The organism is Nocardioides sp. CPCC 206347, from assembly GCF_048654605.1.
Classification (GTDB): Bacteria; Actinomycetota; Actinomycetes; order Propionibacteriales; family Nocardioidaceae; genus Nocardioides.
In genome coordinates, this window is the sequence record NZ_JBMCYZ010000001.1 from 1038044 (window position 1) to 1055080 (window position 17037).

General features: G+C 70.6%; 14 protein-coding genes. 7 read left to right on the plus strand and 7 right to left on the minus strand.

The features are described 5' to 3' along the window. Positions 1-6 precede the first annotated feature (6 nt). Genes ACOACQ_RS05030 through ACOACQ_RS05040 form a run of 3 tightly spaced genes read left to right on the plus strand, consistent with a single transcriptional unit; the run spans position 7 to position 2520 of the window. On the plus strand, positions 7-1383 hold the full coding sequence (locus ACOACQ_RS05030; RefSeq protein ID WP_420287743.1) for a PLP-dependent aminotransferase family protein: 1377 nt from the start codon (positions 7-9) through the stop codon (positions 1381-1383). Beyond that, positions 1380-2009 (plus strand): AAA family ATPase, encoded by a 630-nt coding sequence (locus ACOACQ_RS05035; protein WP_378598820.1) that lies wholly within the window; start codon positions 1380-1382, stop codon positions 2007-2009. Before ACOACQ_RS05030 ends, ACOACQ_RS05035 begins: the two co-directional genes overlap by 4 nt. Further along, positions 1993-2520 (plus strand): hypothetical protein, encoded by a 528-nt coding sequence (locus ACOACQ_RS05040; protein ID WP_378598823.1) that lies wholly within the window; start codon positions 1993-1995, stop codon positions 2518-2520. The genes ACOACQ_RS05035 and ACOACQ_RS05040 overlap by 17 nt, the downstream gene beginning before the upstream one ends. 3 nt (positions 2521-2523) lie before the next feature. On the opposite strand, the gene ACOACQ_RS05045 is transcribed toward ACOACQ_RS05040, so the two are convergent. Genes ACOACQ_RS05045 through ACOACQ_RS05055 form a run of 3 tightly spaced genes read right to left on the minus strand, consistent with a single transcriptional unit; the run spans position 2524 to position 5295 of the window. After that, the gene (locus tag ACOACQ_RS05045; protein WP_420287744.1) at positions 2524-3597 is read right to left on the minus strand and encodes an adenosine deaminase; all 1074 of its coding nucleotides are present in this window, start codon (positions 3595-3597) and stop codon (positions 2524-2526) included. A 9-nt stretch (positions 3598-3606) separates the two neighbouring features. Then, positions 3607-4896 (minus strand): thymidine phosphorylase, encoded by a 1290-nt coding sequence (locus ACOACQ_RS05050; protein ID WP_378598828.1) that lies wholly within the window; start codon positions 4894-4896, stop codon positions 3607-3609. A 9-nt stretch (positions 4897-4905) separates the two neighbouring features. After that, positions 4906-5295 (minus strand): cytidine deaminase, encoded by a 390-nt coding sequence (locus ACOACQ_RS05055; RefSeq protein WP_378598830.1) that lies wholly within the window; start codon positions 5293-5295, stop codon positions 4906-4908. Between the two features lie 204 nt (positions 5296-5499). On the opposite strand from ACOACQ_RS05055, the gene ACOACQ_RS05060 reads away from it, so the two are divergent. From ACOACQ_RS05060 to ACOACQ_RS05075, 4 genes are all read left to right on the plus strand, one after another. Beyond that, positions 5500-6582 (plus strand): BMP family lipoprotein, encoded by a 1083-nt coding sequence (locus tag ACOACQ_RS05060; RefSeq protein WP_378598832.1) that lies wholly within the window; start codon positions 5500-5502, stop codon positions 6580-6582. Positions 6583-6715: 133 nt separating this feature from the next. Beyond that, on the plus strand, positions 6716-8230 hold the full coding sequence (locus ACOACQ_RS05065; RefSeq protein ID WP_378598835.1) for an ABC transporter ATP-binding protein: 1515 nt from the start codon (positions 6716-6718) through the stop codon (positions 8228-8230). Next, positions 8227-9540 (plus strand): ABC transporter permease, encoded by a 1314-nt coding sequence (locus ACOACQ_RS05070; RefSeq protein WP_378598838.1) that lies wholly within the window; start codon positions 8227-8229, stop codon positions 9538-9540. The genes ACOACQ_RS05065 and ACOACQ_RS05070 overlap by 4 nt, the downstream gene beginning before the upstream one ends. After that, entirely contained in the window at positions 9537-10826 is a 1290-nt protein-coding gene (locus ACOACQ_RS05075; RefSeq protein WP_378598841.1) for an ABC transporter permease, read from the plus strand. The genes ACOACQ_RS05070 and ACOACQ_RS05075 overlap by 4 nt, the downstream gene beginning before the upstream one ends. 48 nt (positions 10827-10874) lie before the next feature. Here ACOACQ_RS05075 and ACOACQ_RS05080 read toward each other — a convergent pair whose 3' ends face one another. Genes ACOACQ_RS05080 through ACOACQ_RS05095 form a run of 4 tightly spaced genes read right to left on the minus strand, consistent with a single transcriptional unit; the run spans position 10875 to position 17022 of the window. Then, positions 10875-12071, minus strand: coding sequence for an amidohydrolase (locus ACOACQ_RS05080; RefSeq protein ID WP_378598844.1), 1197 nt, complete (start codon positions 12069-12071; stop codon positions 10875-10877). A 19-nt stretch (positions 12072-12090) separates the two neighbouring features. After that, a complete protein-coding gene (gene meaB / locus ACOACQ_RS05085; protein ID WP_420287745.1) occupies positions 12091-13119 on the minus strand; it encodes a methylmalonyl Co-A mutase-associated GTPase MeaB in 1029 nt (342 codons plus the stop codon). Positions 13120-13129: 10 nt separating this feature from the next. After that, positions 13130-15295: a methylmalonyl-CoA mutase gene (gene scpA, locus ACOACQ_RS05090; RefSeq protein ID WP_420287746.1), complete on the minus strand. Its 2166-nt coding sequence runs from the start codon at positions 15293-15295 to the stop codon at positions 13130-13132. Next, a complete protein-coding gene (locus ACOACQ_RS05095; RefSeq protein ID WP_420287747.1) occupies positions 15292-17022 on the minus strand; it encodes a methylmalonyl-CoA mutase family protein in 1731 nt (576 codons plus the stop codon). The genes scpA and ACOACQ_RS05095 overlap by 4 nt, the downstream gene beginning before the upstream one ends. Positions 17023-17037: the final 15 nt, after the last annotated feature.

The following is a 17037-nucleotide window of genomic DNA, read 5'->3' on the forward strand; positions in this document are numbered from 1 at the left end:
ACTCGCATGGCAGCCACCCTCGCCGTCGTCCTGGACCGGGACGACCGACGACCCCTCGGCGGACAGCTCGCCGACCAGATCCGCCGCCAGGTCACCGACGGTCGCCTCGCCGCAGGCGACCGCCTGCCCAGCAGCCGCGCCCTGGCCACCGAGCTCGGCGTCGCCCGCGCGGTCACCGAAGTGGCCTACGGACAGCTCGTCGCCGAGGGCTGGCTCGAGGGCCGCCACGGCTCCGGCACCTTCGTGTCCGCGAGCGCCCCGGCCACCCCGACCCCCAGCCGCACGCGACGACGAGCCCCCACACCCCGGCCCCTCCTGCGCCTCGATGCCGGCACCCCGTGGATCGACCCGCGCTACACCACGCTCTGGCGCCGGGCCTGGCGCGACGTGTCGACCGCCCGCCCGCCGGCGGGGTACGACGACCCGCGCGGACTGCCCGAGCTCCGCACCGAGATCGCCGCCCGGCTGGGCCGGATCCGAGGCCTGGACTGCGATCCGGACGAGGTCCTGGTGACCGCAGGAACCACCGACGGCCTGCGCCACCTCCTCGGCGTCCTCCCTCCCGGCCCCGTCACCGTCGACGACCCGGGGTACCGCGCCGCCGTCACCACGATCCGCCTGGCAGGGCGCGAGGTCGTCGACCTGCCGGCACTCGGGCCGCCACCCGACGCAACCACGCTCTCGACCTGCGCCGGCGCCTACGTCACTCCGGCCCACCAGCATCCCCTCGGCCCGACCATGTCGGGGTCCGCACGCCTCGCCCTCCTCGACGCGAGCCGCGCGAGCGGAGCCCTGGTCATCGAGGACGACTACGACTCCGAGTTCCGCTACGACGTCGCGCCCGTGCCCGCCCTCGCGTCCCTCGACCGCACGCGGGTCGCCTATCTCGGCACCGCCAGCAAGACGGTCGCGCCGAGCATGCGGCTCGGCTGGATGGTCCCGCCGCCCGCACTCCTCGACCCGCTCAACCAGATGCGCGCCATCACCCACGACACCGCGTCCTGGCCGGTCCAGCGCGCCTACCTCTCCCTGCTCCGCGACGGGTACGTCGACAAGGTGGTCCGGTCTGCCCGTCGCACCTATGCGGAGCGGAGCGAGCGGGTCGCCGCCGCACTGGCGCCGTACTCCCGGACCACCGGGCCGATCGCCGGCATGTACGCCACCCTCGAGCTCCCGCGGGCCCAGGCCCAGGCTGCCCACGCCTCGGCCCGCACGAAGGGCTACGACGTCCCCCTGCTCGCCGACTACTGCCGGTCCACCACCCGGCACGGCCTGGTGATCGGGTTCGGCGGGTGCACCGACGCCCAGCTGGACGAGGCACTCGCCGCCATCGTGCGCGGACTGCGCGGACGGGACGAAATGCGGCAGACTCGACTCCCATGACCGCGCGTGTGATCGTCCTCGCCGGCCCCTCGGGATCGGGAAAGTCGCGGCTGGCGGAGCGCCTGGAGAAGGCGCACGGCTGGCCGACCCTGCGGCTCGACGACTTCTACCGTGACGGCGACGAGCCGGACCTGCCGCAGATCACCGAGGGCGCCAACGCCGGCCTCGTCGACTGGGACCACCCGGGGACCTGGCACCGCGACGACGCACTCACTGCCCTGCGCGAGCTCTGCACGAACGGCGCGACCGAGGTCCCGATCTACTCGATCTCCGAGAGCAGGCGGACCGGCACCCAGCGCCTGGACCTGAACGGCGCCACGCGGTTCTGCGCCGAGGGCATCTTCGCGGCCGAGGTGGTCGAGGAGTGCCGTCGCTCGGGCATGCTCGAGGCGGCGTACTGCATCACCCAGCACCCGGCCGTCACCTTCTGGCGGCGGCTGACCCGCGACCTCCACGAACACCGCAAGCCACCGCTGGTCCTGCTCCGTCGTGGCCTGGCTCTCGCCCGCGCCCAGCGGCAGGTCGTCCGACGCGCGGTCGCTGCCGGCTGCCGCGTGGCCACGGGCGACCGCGCGTTCGCCGACCTGCGCGACCCGGAGGGCGACGACCATGCGCTGGCCAGCTGACCTCGACCCGTCCACCCTCAAGCAGCCCGATCCGCGCAGCTGCGGCGCCGCCAGCGCCCTTGCTGCCAGGGCGATCCTGACCGAGTGGCGACCGGCCGCCGGCGAGGGGGCCGCAGCCGAGATCAAGGACGAGCACCGGGTCCTCACGTCCGCGACCAGCGCACGTGACCGCTTCCAGATGCCGTGGCCGCGCGCCCTCGGCACGCCGCCGTGGGCGATCGTGAACCTGCTGCGCGTCCTGACCGGCCAGCACGTCGCCACCGTGTTCGCGCGACCGCGCCCTGCGATCGCCTACGAGGTCGTGCGCGAGCAGCTCGCCACCCGCCCCGTCGCGGTCTACATCGGCAGCCGCTGGCTGCCCCGCCACGTCATCCTCGCCGTCGCCGTGCTGGACGGCGCGATCCAGGTGTTCGACCCTGCCCGCGGGCGGCTGGTCCGCGTGACCGAGGAGGAATGGGCCGGCAACCACATCGGCGTCGCCGGGTGGAGCCACGTCTGGTTCGTGGCCTGAGCGTCAGCGCTGCGCGGCGTACCAGGGCTTGATGGTCTCGGTGATCAGCCGGTACCGCTCGTCGTACGGGATGAAGGCGGACTTCATCGCGTTGACGGTCAGCCACTCCATCTCGGCCAGCCCGTAGCCGAAGGTCTCGGCCAGCAGCCCGAACTCCTGGCTGAGCGACGTACGGCTCATCAACCGGTTGTCGGTGTTGACCGTGACCCGGAACCGCAGCGCGGCGAGCAACCTGATCGGGTGCTCGGCCAGCGACGCGGTCGCGCCGGTCTGCACGTTCGACGACGGGCACATCTCGAGCGGGATCCGCTTGTCACGGACGTACGACGCCAGCCGGCCCAGCACGGGCGTCCCGTCGTCCTCGAACGAGATGTCTTCGACGATCCGCACGCCGTGGCCGAGCCGATCGGCGCCGCACCACTGCACGGCTTCCCAGATCGACGGCAGGCCGAAGCCCTCGCCGGCGTGGATGGTGAAGTGCGAGTTCTCGCGCTGGAGGTACTCGAACGCGTCGATGAACCGGGTGGGCGGGAAGCCCGCTTCCGGACCGGCGATGTCGAAGCCCGCGACGCCGCGGTCGCGCCACTGGATGGCGAGCTCGGCGATCTCCATGGCGCGCGCGGCCTGCCGCATGGCGGTGAGCAGGTGGCGGACGATGATCGTCCCGCCGGCCGCGGCCATGCCCTCCTCGAACCCCTTCTGCACGGCCGCGACCACGTCGGCCAGGTCGAGCCCGGCCTCGACGTGGAGCTCGGGCGCGTAGCGGATCTCGGCGTAGACGACGCCGTCCGCGGCGAGGTCCTCGACGCACTCGCGGGCGACCCGGGTCAGTGCGTCGGCCGTCTGCATCACCCCGACCGTGTGCGCGAAGGTCTCGAGGTACCGCTCCAGGGAACCCGAGTCAGCGGCCTCGGCGAACCAGGCCGCGAGCGCCTCGGCGTCGGACTCCGGCAGCTCGTGGCCGACCTCGGAGGCGAGCTCGAGGATCGTCGCGGGTCGCAGCCCACCGTCGAGGTGGTCGTGCAGGAGCACCTTGGGAGCCGCCCGCAGCAGCTCGGTCGTCAGTTCACTCGCCATGATTCATTCCTACCCGATGCGGTCGATCACGAGGGGCCGGGCGTCGTAGGACGTCCCGGGAGCCGCGATGTCGTACCCGCCCTCGAGGGAGGCCAACGCCCGCTCGAAGCGTTCCGGGGTGTCGGTGAGCAGCGTGAAGAGCGGTGCCCCGGCCACCACCTCGTCGCCCGGCCGCGCATGCCAGACGACACCGGCCCCGGCCTGCACGGGGTCCTCCTTGCGCGCCCGGCCGGCGCCCAGGCGCCAGGCGGCGAGGCCGACGGCCATCGCGTCGAGCCGGGTCAGCACGCCGTCGGCAGGAGCCGTGACCACGTGCGACTCGCGGGCCACCGGCAGGGCCGCAGCAGGGTCGCCGCCCTGCGCGCTGATCATCTGCCGCCACGCATCCATCGCGGACCCGTCGGCCAGCTTCGCCGCCGGGTCGATGTCAGGGCGACCGGCTGCGGTGAGCATCTCGCGGGCAAGCGCCACGGTGAGCTCGACGACGTCGGCCGGGCCGCCGCCGGCGAGCACCTCGACCGACTCGGTGACCTCGATCGCGTTGCCGGCGGTGAAGCCGAGCGGCGTGTCCATGTCGGTGAGCAGCGCGACGGTGTTCACGCCGGCGTCCTTGCCCAGGGCCACCATCACCTCGGCCAGCTCGCGGGCGCGATCCTCCGACTTCATGAAGGCGCCGCTGCCGACCTTCACGTCGAGGACCAGCGCGCCCGTGCCCTCGGCGATCTTCTTGCTCATGATCGACGACGCGATGAGCGGGATCGCCTCGACGGTGCCGGTCACGTCGCGCAGGGCGTAGAGCTTCTTGTCAGCGGGCGCGAGGCCGTCACCCGCCGCACAGATGACCGCGCCGACGTCCTCGAGCTGCGTGAGCATCTCCTCGTTGGAGAGCAGCGCGCGCCAGCCGGGGATCGACTCGAGCTTGTCGAGCGTGCCGCCCGTGTGGCCGAGCCCGCGACCCGACAGCTGCGGGACCGCTACCCCGCACGCCGCCACCAGCGGGGCGAGCGGCAGCGTGATCTTGTCGCCCACACCGCCGGTCGAGTGCTTGTCGGCGGTGGGCCGCGACAGGGAGGAGAAGTCCATCCGCTCGCCGGAAGCGATCATCGCCGCCGTCCAGTCGGCGATCTCGCGACGATCCATGCCGTTGAGCAGGATGGCCATCGCGAGCGACGACATCTGTTCGTCGGCGACCGCGCCGCGGGTGTACGCATCGACCATCCAGTCGATCTGACTGGTGGTGAGCGTGCCGCCGTCGCGCTTGGCGATGATGACTTCGACGGCGTCGTGGTTTCCGGCCATGCCCGAACCCTACGGTCGGATCAAGTTCGCCGGGCCGAACGCCTGCGGCAGCACCTGCTCCATCGTGAGCACGCCCTCCGGGGTGAGCACCTCGAGCGGCGCTCCGCCTGCTTCCCACAGCAGCTGGCGGCAGCGCCCGCACGGCATGATCACCTCGCCGGAGCCGTTGACGCAGACGAAGTGGGTGAGCCGCCCACCCCCGGTCGCGTGCAGCTGGGACACCAGTCCGCACTCAGCGCACAGCGTGACGCCGTACGCGGCGTTCTCGACGTTGCACCCGACGAGCAGCCGCCCGTCGTCCGCCAGCGCGGCCGCGCCGACGTGATAGCCGGAGTACGGCGCGTAGGCGTGCGCCGAGATCTCGATCGCAGCGGCTTGCAGGGCGTCCCAGTCGACCACCCGGCCAACCTAGCGCCCTGCCTGTCACCGGCACGAGGATCTTCGGTCGCGCCCCCGGAGCACCACAAGAAATGGTCCCAAGTTGGTAACCGTTTCATCCAAGGTGCTTCCCGCGGAGCGGGCGGTGGGTGAGGATGCACCGGAGCACCACACCCGTACATCACTGACCTGCCCCAGCGGCGGGCGTCGACCTGGAGGACATTTGTGAAGACCTGGAAGAGGACGTCGGCGGCCGCAGCCGTGGCACTCATGGCGAGCGCGGCCCTGGCCGCATGCGGCGACGCACCCGACGAGAAGGCCGACGAGAAGAGCGACTTCCTCCCCTGCATCCTTTCCGACGCGGGCGGCTTCAACGACAAGTCGTTCAACCAGCTGAGCTACGAGGGCGTGAAGGACGCGGCCAAGGAGCTGAACAGCGAGTACAAGGAATTCGAGTCCAAGAACGAGAACGACTACGCCGGTGCTCTCGACGGTTTCGTCACCGCGGGCTGCAACGCGATCGTGACGGTCGGCTTCGCCCTCTCCGCTGCCACCGTGGAGTCCGCGAAGGCCAACCCGGAGATCGAGTACATCCTCATCGATGACGCGGCCGACAACGACTTCAACGGCACGAAGGACGCCGACAACATCAAGCCGATCCTGTACGACACGGCGCAGGCGGCGTTCCTCGCCGGCTACGCGGCCGCTGACTACACGAAGACGGGCGTCGTCGGCACCTACGGCGGCCAGCCGTTCCCGACCGTGACGATCTTCATGGACGGCTTCAAGCAGGGCGTGGAGTACTACGCCAAGGAGAAGGGCAAGGACGTCAAGCTCGTCGGCTGGGAGGGCAACGACAAGGGCGTCTTCACCGGTGGCTTCGACGCCAACGAGAAGGCGACCAACACCGCCAAGCAGATCCTCGACCAGAACGCCGACATCATCCTGCCGGTCGGTGGTCCGATCTACCAGGGCGCGCTGACCGCGATCGCCGACTCGGGCAAGGACATCGCCCTCGTCGGCGTGGACGCCGACTTCTTCGAGACCGACCCGAAGACGGCCGACGTCATCTTCACGTCGATCCTCAAGAACATGAAGACGTCCACGTTCGAAGCGGTCGTCGCCGCCGGTGAGGACAAGTTCGACGCCGAGGCGTACGTCGGCACGCTCGAGAACGACGGAGTCGGCATCGCGCCGTTCCACAACTTCGAGAGCAAGATCTCCGACACGCTCGCCGGCGAGCTCGACACCGTGAAGGCCGGCATCATCGACGGCTCCATCCCGGTCACGTCGTACCTCAACAAGTAGCACCACGTAACACCGCACGACAGGCTCCAGGGGAGGTCGGCCACAGGGCCGGCCTCCCCCGGTCTGTTTCCTCGCCCACAGATTCATGGCGAGTTCACTGGTATCTGTTCGCCCGCTCGGTAAGGATCCGTTCATGACGCTTGAACTGCGGGGCATCACGAAGCGATTCGGCCCCCTGGTTGCCAACGACCGGATCTCGCTCACCGTCGAGGAAGGTGAGATCCACGCGCTCCTCGGGGAGAACGGCGCCGGCAAGTCGACCTTGATGAACGTGCTCTACGGCCTCTACCAGGCCGACGAGGGCGAGATCATGCTCGACGGTGTGCCGATGACGTTCGCCGGTCCCGGTGACGCGATGGCTGCCGGCATCGGCATGGTCCACCAGCACTTCATGCTCATCCCTGTCTTCACGGTCGCCGAGAACGTCATGCTCGGCAACGAGTCCACCGGCTTCGCCGGCTCGCTCGACATCGACGCGGCCCGCGAACGGGTGCGTGAGATCTCCGCACGGTTCGGTTTCGACGTCGACCCCGACGCGCTCATCGAGACACTGCCCGTCGGCGTCCAGCAGCGGGTGGAGATCATCAAGGCCCTCTCGCGCGACGCGCGGGTCCTCGTGTTCGACGAGCCGACCGCCGTCCTCACGCCGCAGGAGACCGACGAGCTGATGGCGATCATGCGCCAGCTCAAGGAATCCGGCACCTCGATCGTCTTCATCAGCCACAAGCTCCGCGAGGTCCGCGCGATCGCCGACCGGATCACCGTGATCCGCCGCGGCGCGGTCGTCGGCGAGGCCAGCCCCACCGCGACCAACGCCGAGCTGGCCGCCCTCATGGTGGGCCGCCCGGTCGAGCTCACCGTGCACAAGGACCCCGCCAAGCCCGGCGCCGACGCCCTGGTCGTCAAGGACCTCCAGGTCATCGACGCCACGGGGCACATCCACCTCGACAGCATCAGCTTCTCCATCGCCACGGGCGAGGTGCTCGGCGTCGCCGGGGTCCAGGGCAACGGGCAGACCGAGCTCACCGAGGCGCTGCTCGGCCTGCAGTCCCACGTCAAGGGATCCATCGAGCTCGACGGCCACCAGCTGGCCGGCAAGTCGGTCCGCAAGGTGCTCGACGCCGGTGTCGGCTTCATTCCCGAGGACCGCCAGGTCGACGGCCTCGTCAGCGACTTCACGCTCTCCGAGAACCTCATGCTCAACCGCAGCCACGGCAAGCCGTTCGTCCGCTTCGGAACGATCCGCCGCAAGATCCTCGAGACCTTCGCCAGCGAGAAGCTGGTCGAGTACGACGTCCGGGCGAGTGGCATCGACGCGACTGCCGGACAGCTCTCCGGCGGCAACCAGCAGAAGGTCGTCGTGGCGCGCGAGCTGTCGCGCGACCTGCGCCTGCTGGTGGCCGCGCAGCCGACCCGCGGTGTCGACGTCGGCTCCATCGAGTTCATCCACAAGCAGGTCGTCGCGACCCGCGACGCCGGCGTCCCCGTCCTGCTGGTCTCCACCGAGCTCGACGAGATCGCTGCCCTGTCGGACCGGATCATGGTCCTGTACCGCGGAAAGGTCATCGGCATCGTGCCCGCAGACACCCCCAGGGAGACCCTCGGCCTGATGATGGCCGGCGAGCGGCCCGAAGGGATCGTGGCATGAGGCGCGGGAAGAAGGGCGTGCCGGAGAACCCGGAGCCGGAGAAGTCCGAGGTGCCCAAGGCGCCGGAGCCCCCAGCGGCCCCCGAACCTGCGGGCGTCGAGGTCGAGGTGCCGGAGGACGACGTGCCCGGGAAGGAAGCGGGCTCTCCCAGCCAGTGGCAGGGCGTGCTCCGCGAGATCGCCACGGGCCACGCCCTGGTCTCGGTGCTCTCCGTCCTGCTCGCGGTGCTGGTCGGATCGCTGATGATCCTGGTGACCGACCCGGACGTCCGCGCCGCCGCGGGCTACATCGGCGCGCGGCCCGGTGACTTCTTCTCCGCGGTCGAGGAGGCCATCTCCGGTGCCTACGGCGCGCTGTTCCGCGGCGCGATCTACAACTCCGACGCGGAGCTGTTCGAGACCCGGATCCGGCCGATCACCGAGACGCTCAAGTACTCCGGTCCGCTGATCCTCGCCGGCCTCGGCGTCGGACTGGCGTTCCGCGCCGGCCTGTTCAACATCGGCGGGCGTGGCCAGATGCTGCTCGCCGGTGCCGCCGCGGGCTGGGTCGCCGTCAGCGTCGACCTGCCGCTGGTGCTGCACCTGCCGCTGGCGGTCCTCGCCGGTGCCCTCGCCGGCGCCCTGTGGGCCGGTATCGCCGGTGTGCTCAAGGCGAAGAGCGGCGCCCACGAGGTGATCGTCACGATCATGCTCAACTACGTCGGCTACTACCTCGTCTTCTACGCCCTGTCCCAGCAGAGCTGGCTCCAGGCGCCGGGCTCGGGCAACCCGAAGTCCGAGGCGATGCCGGAGTCGGCGATCCTGCCGAAGCTCCTCGGCGACAAGTTCAACCTGCACCTCGGGTTCGTCATGGCCCTGGTGGCCGTGGTGTTCGTCTGGTGGTTGCTCAACAAGTCCGCGATGGGCTTCCGCTTCCGCGCCGTCGGCGAGAACCCGGACGCCGCGCAGGCATCGGGCATCAACGTCGGACGCACCTACATCTCGGTGATGCTGATCGCCGGTGGCCTCGTCGGGCTCGCGGGCGTCAACCAGATCCTCGGCACCGCCACCAGCGGCGTGACGGTGGACCTCGACGCCGGCATCGGCTTCGACGCCATCACCGTCGCGCTGCTCGGTCGCTCCCGGCCGCTCGGCATCCTCGCCGCGGGCATCCTGTTCGGTGCCCTCAAGGCCGGCGGCTTCGCCATGTCGGCGTCCGAGGGGATCCCGATCGAGATCGTGCTGGTGGTCCAGTCCCTGATCGTCCTCTTCATCGCCGCGCCGCCACTGGTGCGAGCGCTGTTCCGGCTTCCGAAGGAGGCGACCGCATGAGCACCCCGGTCAAGGTTCCGGTGCCGATCGACGACGACATCCCCGTCGCCACGAGCATGCGGGGCGCGCTCAAGGCCCCGATCGTCCTCGGCGTCGTCACGATGCTGGTCTCGCTCCTCGTCGCCCTCAAGTCGCGGCAGGGCGACACGACGTTCCGCCTCGCCACCGACACCGACCTCTTCGAACTGCCCGAGATCACCGTCCCCTCGACGCCCTCGGTCACCACGATCGTCATCCTGCTCGCGCTGTGCACCGTCGCGTCCGCGTTCCTGGTGAGCCGCGGTCGTCGTACTCCCCTGTGGCTGGTGGCGCTGTTCTCGGTGCTCGCGATGACCGGCTTCCTGTGCTGGGCCGCGGCGGGTGCCGCGGTACCGGTGATCGGCCTGCTCGGCGGCTCCATCGCGCTCGCCGTGCCCCTCGTGTTCGGCGCCCTCGGCGGTGTCCTCGGCGAACGGGCCGGCGTCGTCAACATCGCCATCGACGGCCAGCTGCTGTTCGGCGCGTTCGCCGCGGCCATGTTCGGCACTATCGTCGGATCCCCGTGGGGCGGCCTGGTCGCGGCGATGTGCGCCGGTGCCCTGGTCGCGCTGGTCCTGAGCTTCTTCGCGATCACGTACTTCGTCGACCAGGTGATCGTGGGCGTGGTGCTCAACGTGCTGGTGATCGGCCTGACCAGCTTCCTGTTCGGCCAGATCCTCGCCGAGAACACCGAGGGCCTGAACAGCCCGCCGCACTTCGAGCGGATCCCCATCCCGCTGCTCGGCGAGATCCCCGTCATCGGGCCGGTGCTGTTCCGCCAGACGATCCTCGTCTACCTGATGTACTTCGCGGTCTTCGCGGTGGCCTGGGCGCTCTACCGCACCCGGTGGGGCCTGCGGGTCCGCGCCGTCGGCGAGCACCCGAAGGCGGCCGACACCGTCGGCATCAAGGTCAACCGGACCCGCTACACCACGATGATCATCGCCGGCCTGATCGCCGGCGCGGGCGGTGCGACGTACACGCTGGTCTCGGTCCCGCAGTTCGGCGAGGAGATGACCGACGGTGCCGGATACATCGCGCTCGCGGCCGTGATCTTCGGTCGCTGGGACCCGGTCCGTGCGACCCTCGCAGCGCTGCTGTTCGGCTTCGCGACGAACCTGTCGGGGGTGCTGTCGGTGATCGGTTCGCCGGTGCCGAGCCAGTTCATGCTGATGCTGCCGTACGTCGTCACCATCATCGCCGTCGCCGGACTCGTCGGGCACTCGCGGGCACCTGCCGCCGACGGAATCCCCTACCGGAAGGGCTAAGCCGCTGGTCGAGGAGGTTGCGCAGCAACCGTCTCGAGCCCCGTCCTTCTAGCGCGAGCCGAGCGCGTTGATGGCCACCCCGGCCATCATCCGCGCACCGAAGCCGACCGCCTGCTCGTCCACCAGGAAGTCACCCTGGTGGAGGTCGTAGCGTGCGCCACCCGGCGTGCGGGTGCCGAGGCGGAACATCGCGCCCGGGACCTGCTCGAGGTACCACCCGAAGTCCTCGCCGCCGAGGCTCTGCTCGACCTCCTTGCGGTGATGGAGGCCGAGGAGCTCGTCGGCGGCCGAGGCGATCATCGCGACGCTGAGGCGGTCGTTGACGACCGGCGGGACGCCCTGCAGGTAGTCGACGGTGGCGGTGACGCCGTAGGGGCGCACGATGTCGATGACCGCCTCACGGACCACCGCCTCGCACGAGGCCCAGGCCTCCGCCTCGAGGATCCGGACGGTGCCGCTGGCCATGCCGTGGTCGGGGATGACGTTCGGTGCCGACCCCGCCTGCAGCACGCCCCACACGACGCTGACGCCGGCGCGGGGATCCATCCGACGGCTCAGGACCGCAGGGAGCTCGCTGGCGACCTTGGCCAGCGCGAAGGTCAGGTCACCGGTCAGGTGGGGACGGGAGGTGTGCCCACCGTTTCCTTCGAGGCGTACGTCGATCCGGTCGGCCGCGCTGGTGATCGGGCCCGTGCGCAGGCCGATGGCGCCGACGTCCACCGACGGATCGCAGTGCAGGGCGAAGATCCGGTCCACGTCCTCGAGCGCGCCGTGGTTGATCAGGTGCTTGGCACCGCCGGGCATGACCTCCTCGGCCGGCTGGAACAGGAGGCGCACCTGGCCACGCAGCAAACCCTGCTGGTGCACCTCGCCGAGCGCGTGGGCGGCGCCGACGAGCGCTGCCGTGTGGACGTCGTGGCCGCACGCATGGGCCACGCCCTCGTTCTCGCTGCGCCAGCTCTCGGTGGTCAGGTCCCCGACCGGGAGGGCGTCGAGGTCCGCCCGCAACGCGACCCGGGGACCGCCGACGCCGATGTCGGCGAGGATCCCGCTGCGCGGCATCCGGGTGACCCGCCAGCCCGACCGGAGGAGGTGCTCCCCCACGACGTCCATCGTGCGTCCCTCGTGCCACGACAGCTCCGGGTGCTGGTGGAGATCGCGACGCAACGCGACCAGCTCGCCGTCGTACTTCTCGACGACGGAGGCGGCAAGCGCCAGCAGGTCGGAGGTGTTGCGTGATTCCACGAAGCCAAACCTACGCCGTCTACTCGGTGTCGTAGGCGGCGAGCAGACGATCGGCCGCGAGCGGCGCGGTCAGGTCACCCGCGAGCACGGCCGTGCGGACCTCGTCCTGCACCGCCCGGACCGCCTTGCTGTGACGCAGCCGCTGGGCGAGCTCGTCGCGCACCAGCGCCCAGGTGAACTCCAGCTGCTGCTCGGCCCGCTTGCGTGCGAGGCCCTCGACACCGAGGTGCTCGCGGTGCAGCTGGACCTGGTCCCACACCTCGTCGACGCGGGTGCCGGTCAGGCCGGAGCAGGTGACGACGGGCGGCGCCCACTCCCCGTGTCCGCGGACCAGGCGCAGCGCGCCCGCCAGCTCACGCGCGGCTCCGCGGGCCTCCATCTCGCGGTCACCGTCGGCCTTGTTGACCGCGATGACGTCCGCGAGCTCGAGGATGCCCTTCTTGATGCCCTGGAGCTGGTCGCCCGTGCGCGCGAGCGTGAGGAACAGGAACGTGTCGACCATCCCCGCGACGGTCACCTCGGACTGGCCGACACCGACGGTCTCGACCAGCACGACGTCGTACCCGGCGGCCTCGAGGACGGCCATGGACTGCGTCGTGGCCCGGGCCACCCCGCCGAGCGTGCCGGCCGACGGCGACGGCCGGATGAAGGCGTTCGGATCCGCCGAGAGCTGGGACATCCGGGTCTTGTCGCCCAGCACCGAGCCACCGGTCCGGACGCTCGACGGGTCCACCGCCAGTACGCCGACCTTGTGGCCGGCTGCGGTCAGCTGACTGCCGAGCGCCTCGATGAACGTGGACTTGCCGACACCCGGGACCCCCGAGATCCCGACCCTGATCGCCGAGTTGGGGTTTGTCACGCCCGAGTTGGGGTTTGTCACGCCCGAGTTGGGGTTTGTCGCCAGTTCCGTCAGCAGCTCGCGCGCTGCCTCCCGGTGCCGTGGCGCCGTCGACTCGACCAGCGTGATGGCGCGGGCCATCTGTGCGCGGCTGCCCGAACGAATCCCCTGGAGCAGGGTCTCGACCAGTGCTGTCGTTCGTTCGTCCACGGGCGAGGGATCAGTGCCCGAGGCCGGCGCCGAGTTTGGCCAGCAGGTCCAGCGCCGACTCCGCGATGACCGTGCCCGGGAGGAAGACCGCCGCGGCGCCCATCTCCTTCAGCGTCGGTACGTCGTCGGGCGGGATCACGCCACCGATGACGACCATGATGTCGTCACGGCCCTGCTCGGCCAGCGCGGTCTTCAGCGCCGGCAGCAGGGTGAGGTGGCCGGCGGCCAGCGAGGAGACACCGACGATGTGGACGTCGGCGTCGATCGCCTGCTGCGCAACCTCCTCGGGCGTGGAGAACAGCGGACCCACGTCCACGTCGAAGCCCATGTCGGCGAACGCCGAGACGACGACCTTCTGCCCGCGGTCGTGGCCGTCCTGGCCCATCTTCGCGACGAGGATGCGGGGACGTCGGCCCTCGGCCTCGGCGAACTCGTCGGTGGCGGCGCGGGTCTGCGCGACCAGTGAGTCGCCGGCGCCGTCGTTGGCCAGGTTGGCTTCGTCGCGGTACACGCCGCTGATCGTACGGATCACGGCCTGGTGGCGGCCGTAGATCTTCTCGAGCGCATCCGAGATCTCGCCGACCGTGGCCTTGTTGCGGGCCGCGGCGACCGCGAGGTCGAGCAGGTTGCCGTCGCCGGACTCGGCGCTACGGGTCAGCGCGTGCAGCGCGTCCTCGACGTCGGCGCTGTTGCGCTCGGCGCGCAGGCGCTCGAGCTTGGCGACCTGCTGGCGGTAGACGTCGTCGTTGTCGACCTTGAGCACGTCGAGCTTGTCCTCGACGGCCAGGCGGAACGTGTTGACGCCGATGACCTTCTGCGCGCCGGAGTCGATCCGCGCCTGGGTGCGGGCAGCGGCCTCCTCGATGCGCATCTTCGGGATGCCCTGCTCGATCGCCGCAGCCATGCCGCCGGCGGCCTCGGCCTCCTGGATGTGGGCCCAGGCGCGCTCGGCGAGGTCGTGGGTGAGCTTCTCGACGTAGTACGAGCCGGCCCACGGGTCGATCGTCTGGGTGGTGCCGCTCTCCTGCTGCAGGAGCAGCTGGGTGTTGCGCGCGATCCGGGCGGAGAAGTCCGTCGGCAGCGCGATCGCCTCGTCGAGGGCGTTGGTGTGCAGCGACTGGGTGTGGCCCTGCGTCGCGGCCATCGCCTCGATCGCCGTACGACCGACGTTGTTGAACACGTCCTGCGCGGTGAGCGACCAGCCCGAGGTCTGCGAGTGGGTCCGCAGCGACAGCGACTTCGCGTTCTGCGGGTTGAACTCGCGGACCAGCCGGCTCCACAGCGCGCGGGCCGCGCGCATCTTCGCGACCTCCATGTAGAAGTTCATGCCGATCGCCCAGAAGAACGACAGGCGCGGCGCGAACTGGTCGATGGTCAGGCCCGACTCGAGGCCGGCACGGATGTACTCGACACCGTCGGCCAGCGTGTAGGCGAGCTCGAGGTCGGCGGTCGCCCCGGCCTCCTGCATGTGGTAGCCGGAGATCGAGATCGAGTTGAAGCGCGGCATCCGCTGGCTGGTGAAGGCGAAGATGTCGGAGATGATCCGCATCGACGGCGCCGGCGGGTAGATGTAGGTGTTGCGGACCATGAACTCCTTGAGGATGTCGTTCTGGATGGTCCCCGAGAGCTGCTCCGGCTTCACCCCCTGCTCCTCGGCCGCGGCGATGTAGAGCGCGAGCACCGGGAGCACCGCGCCGTTCATCGTCATCGAGACGCTCATCTGGTCCAGCGGGATGCCTTCGAACAGCGTCCGGGTGTCGTAGATCGAGTCGATCGCGACACCGGCCATGCCGACGTCGCCGCGCACCCGCGGGTGGTCGGAGTCGTAGCCGCGGTGGGTCGCCAGGTCGAAGGCGACCGACAGGCCCTTCTGGCCGGCCGCGAGGTTGCGGCGGTAGAAGGCGTTGGACTCCTCGGCGGTGGAGAAGCCGGCGTACTGCCGGACGGTCCACGGCTGGGTCGTGTACATCGTCGGGTACGGGCCACGCAGGAACGGGCTCAGGCCCGGCCAGGTGTCCAGCGCGTCGAGGCCGGCGAGGTCGTCCGGTCCGTAGAACGGCTTGATGTCGATGCCCTCGGGGCTGCGCCACGAGTCGACCCCGGGCGTCCCGCTCGCGCCGGCGGTCGCGCCGGCCGACGCGAGGGGAAGATCCCCGAAACTCTTAGGAATGCTCATGCCAGCTTCTCCCTCGTGCGGTTCAGGAAGGCCAGGGCGTCGACGCCCATCGCTGCGCTGTCGTCAGCCCAGTCGGTCGCCTTCCCGGCGATGATCACGTGTACGGCGCCCGCCTCACGCAGCGCGGCAGCGGCTGCGCCGCCCCACTCGGCGTAGGCGTCGTCGGTGCCGGCGAGGCACACCACCGCCTGCTTGTCGTACGACGCCAGGAGGTCCTCGGCGCTCGAGGTCGGTCCGGCGACGTCGACCGCGATGCCACCGGCGGCCAGCAGGTTGCTGACGAAGGTGGCGCGGGCGGTGTGCTGCGCGACGGTGCCGAGCGTGGCCAGGAAGACCGGGCTCGCGGCGGGCGCGTCGCGCAGGGCCTCGAACGAGGCGCCGTACCGGCGGACCGAGGCGCCGTCCTCGGACGGGGCACGCTCCGGCAGGACCTCGGCGAGGTTCGGGAACTCCGTCAGGCCGGTGATCGGGCGCTTGCGGGTGACGATCTCGGCCTCGCGGCGGGCCACGACGTCGGCGATGCGGTCACGGAGGGCGTCCAGGCCGTCCGTCTCGAGCAGCGCGAGCTCGGCCCAGGCCGCGACGGCGAGGTCGTCGGTCAGCTTCTCGACGGCGTAGGCGCCACCGGCGGGGTCGGCGACCTTGGCGACGTGTGACTCGTCGATGAGCAGGTGCGACACGTTGCGGGCGATCCGGCGGCCGAAGAGGTCGGGCTGGCCGACCGGCGTCTCGAACGGCAGGACCGTCACGGCGTCCGCGCCGCCGACACCGGCCGCGAAGGCGGCGACGGTCGTGCGGAGCATGTTCACGTAGGGGTCGTACTTGGTCAGCATCGGCCGGCTCGTGACGGCGTGCTGGCGCTGCTCGGCGCTCACGCCGGACAGTTCGAGCACCCGCGCCCAGAGCCGGCGGGCAGCGCGCAGCTTGGCGATCGTCGGGAACTGCTCGTCGGTCGCGGCGTAGCGGAACTCGATCAGGTCCGCAGCGACGGCGGGCTCGATGCCGGCCTCGGCCAGCACGCGCAGGTAGGTGGTGGCGACGAAGATGCTGTAGCCGAGCTCCTGCACGTCGCTGGCGCCGAGGTCGTGCGCCGCGGTGGCGTCGACGACGAGGCCACGCACACCGCGCTCGATCGCGAGCTTCGCGACCGCGACGACGTGGTCGACGTTCGCCTGCGTCTCCGCCTCGACGAGGCCCCGGAGCGAGGCTCCGATCGGGTCGACGCCGAGGTTCGTGTCGGGGTGCAGGTTCGTGTAGGTGCCGGTCTCGAACGTGTCGAGGAAGGCCGTCGCGACGGCAACGGGGTCACCGACCGGGTCCAGGACGACGGGCGCGAGGTCGAGCAGCACCTCGTTGAGCAGCGTCTCGAGGTCCGTGTCGGGGCCGGCCTGCACCCACAGGGAGGTGACGCCGCCGTCGAGGTCCACGAGCGCCTGCTCGTTGAGCAACTTCGCGTCGGGACCGGCGATCCGGGCCCGGATGTCCCAGGCACCTGCGCGGGTCGGACGCCCACTGGTCTGCACGCCCTCGAGGTCGGCCGGCGTGCCGATCGGCGTGATCCCGATGCCGTCCAGCGTCTTCCGGGTCAGCTTGTCCCACACCGCAGCGTCGGGATCGGTGTCGCTGAGCTTGCGGGTCTTGCGGAGAACGGCAGCGGTGGCAGCCTCCCAATCGGCGCGCGTGTGCACGTCCTCGGGCTGCGCCAACGGCAGGGGCGTTTCAGTCACGAGCGACAAGACTAT

Bases quoted from the DNA above. Each gene is read 5' to 3' on its own strand.
- ACOACQ_RS05030 (WP_420287743.1), top strand. From the start codon at position 7: ATGGCAGCCACCCTCGCCGTCGTCCTGGACCGGGACGACCGACGACCC.
- ACOACQ_RS05035 (WP_378598820.1), top strand. From the start codon at position 1,380: ATGACCGCGCGTGTGATCGTCCTCGCCGGCCCCTCGGGATCGGGAAAG.
- ACOACQ_RS05040 (WP_378598823.1), top strand. From the start codon at position 1,993: ATGCGCTGGCCAGCTGACCTCGACCCGTCCACCCTCAAGCAGCCCGAT.
- ACOACQ_RS05045 (WP_420287744.1), bottom strand. From the start codon at position 3,597: ATGGCGAGTGAACTGACGACCGAGCTGCTGCGGGCGGCTCCCAAGGTG.
- ACOACQ_RS05050 (WP_378598828.1), bottom strand. From the start codon at position 4,896: ATGGCCGGAAACCACGACGCCGTCGAAGTCATCATCGCCAAGCGCGAC.
- ACOACQ_RS05065 (WP_378598835.1), top strand. From the start codon at position 6,716: ATGACGCTTGAACTGCGGGGCATCACGAAGCGATTCGGCCCCCTGGTT.
- ACOACQ_RS05070 (WP_378598838.1), top strand. From the start codon at position 8,227: ATGAGGCGCGGGAAGAAGGGCGTGCCGGAGAACCCGGAGCCGGAGAAG.
- ACOACQ_RS05075 (WP_378598841.1), top strand. From the start codon at position 9,537: ATGAGCACCCCGGTCAAGGTTCCGGTGCCGATCGACGACGACATCCCC.
- scpA (WP_420287746.1), bottom strand. From the start codon at position 15,295: ATGAGCATTCCTAAGAGTTTCGGGGATCTTCCCCTCGCGTCGGCCGGC.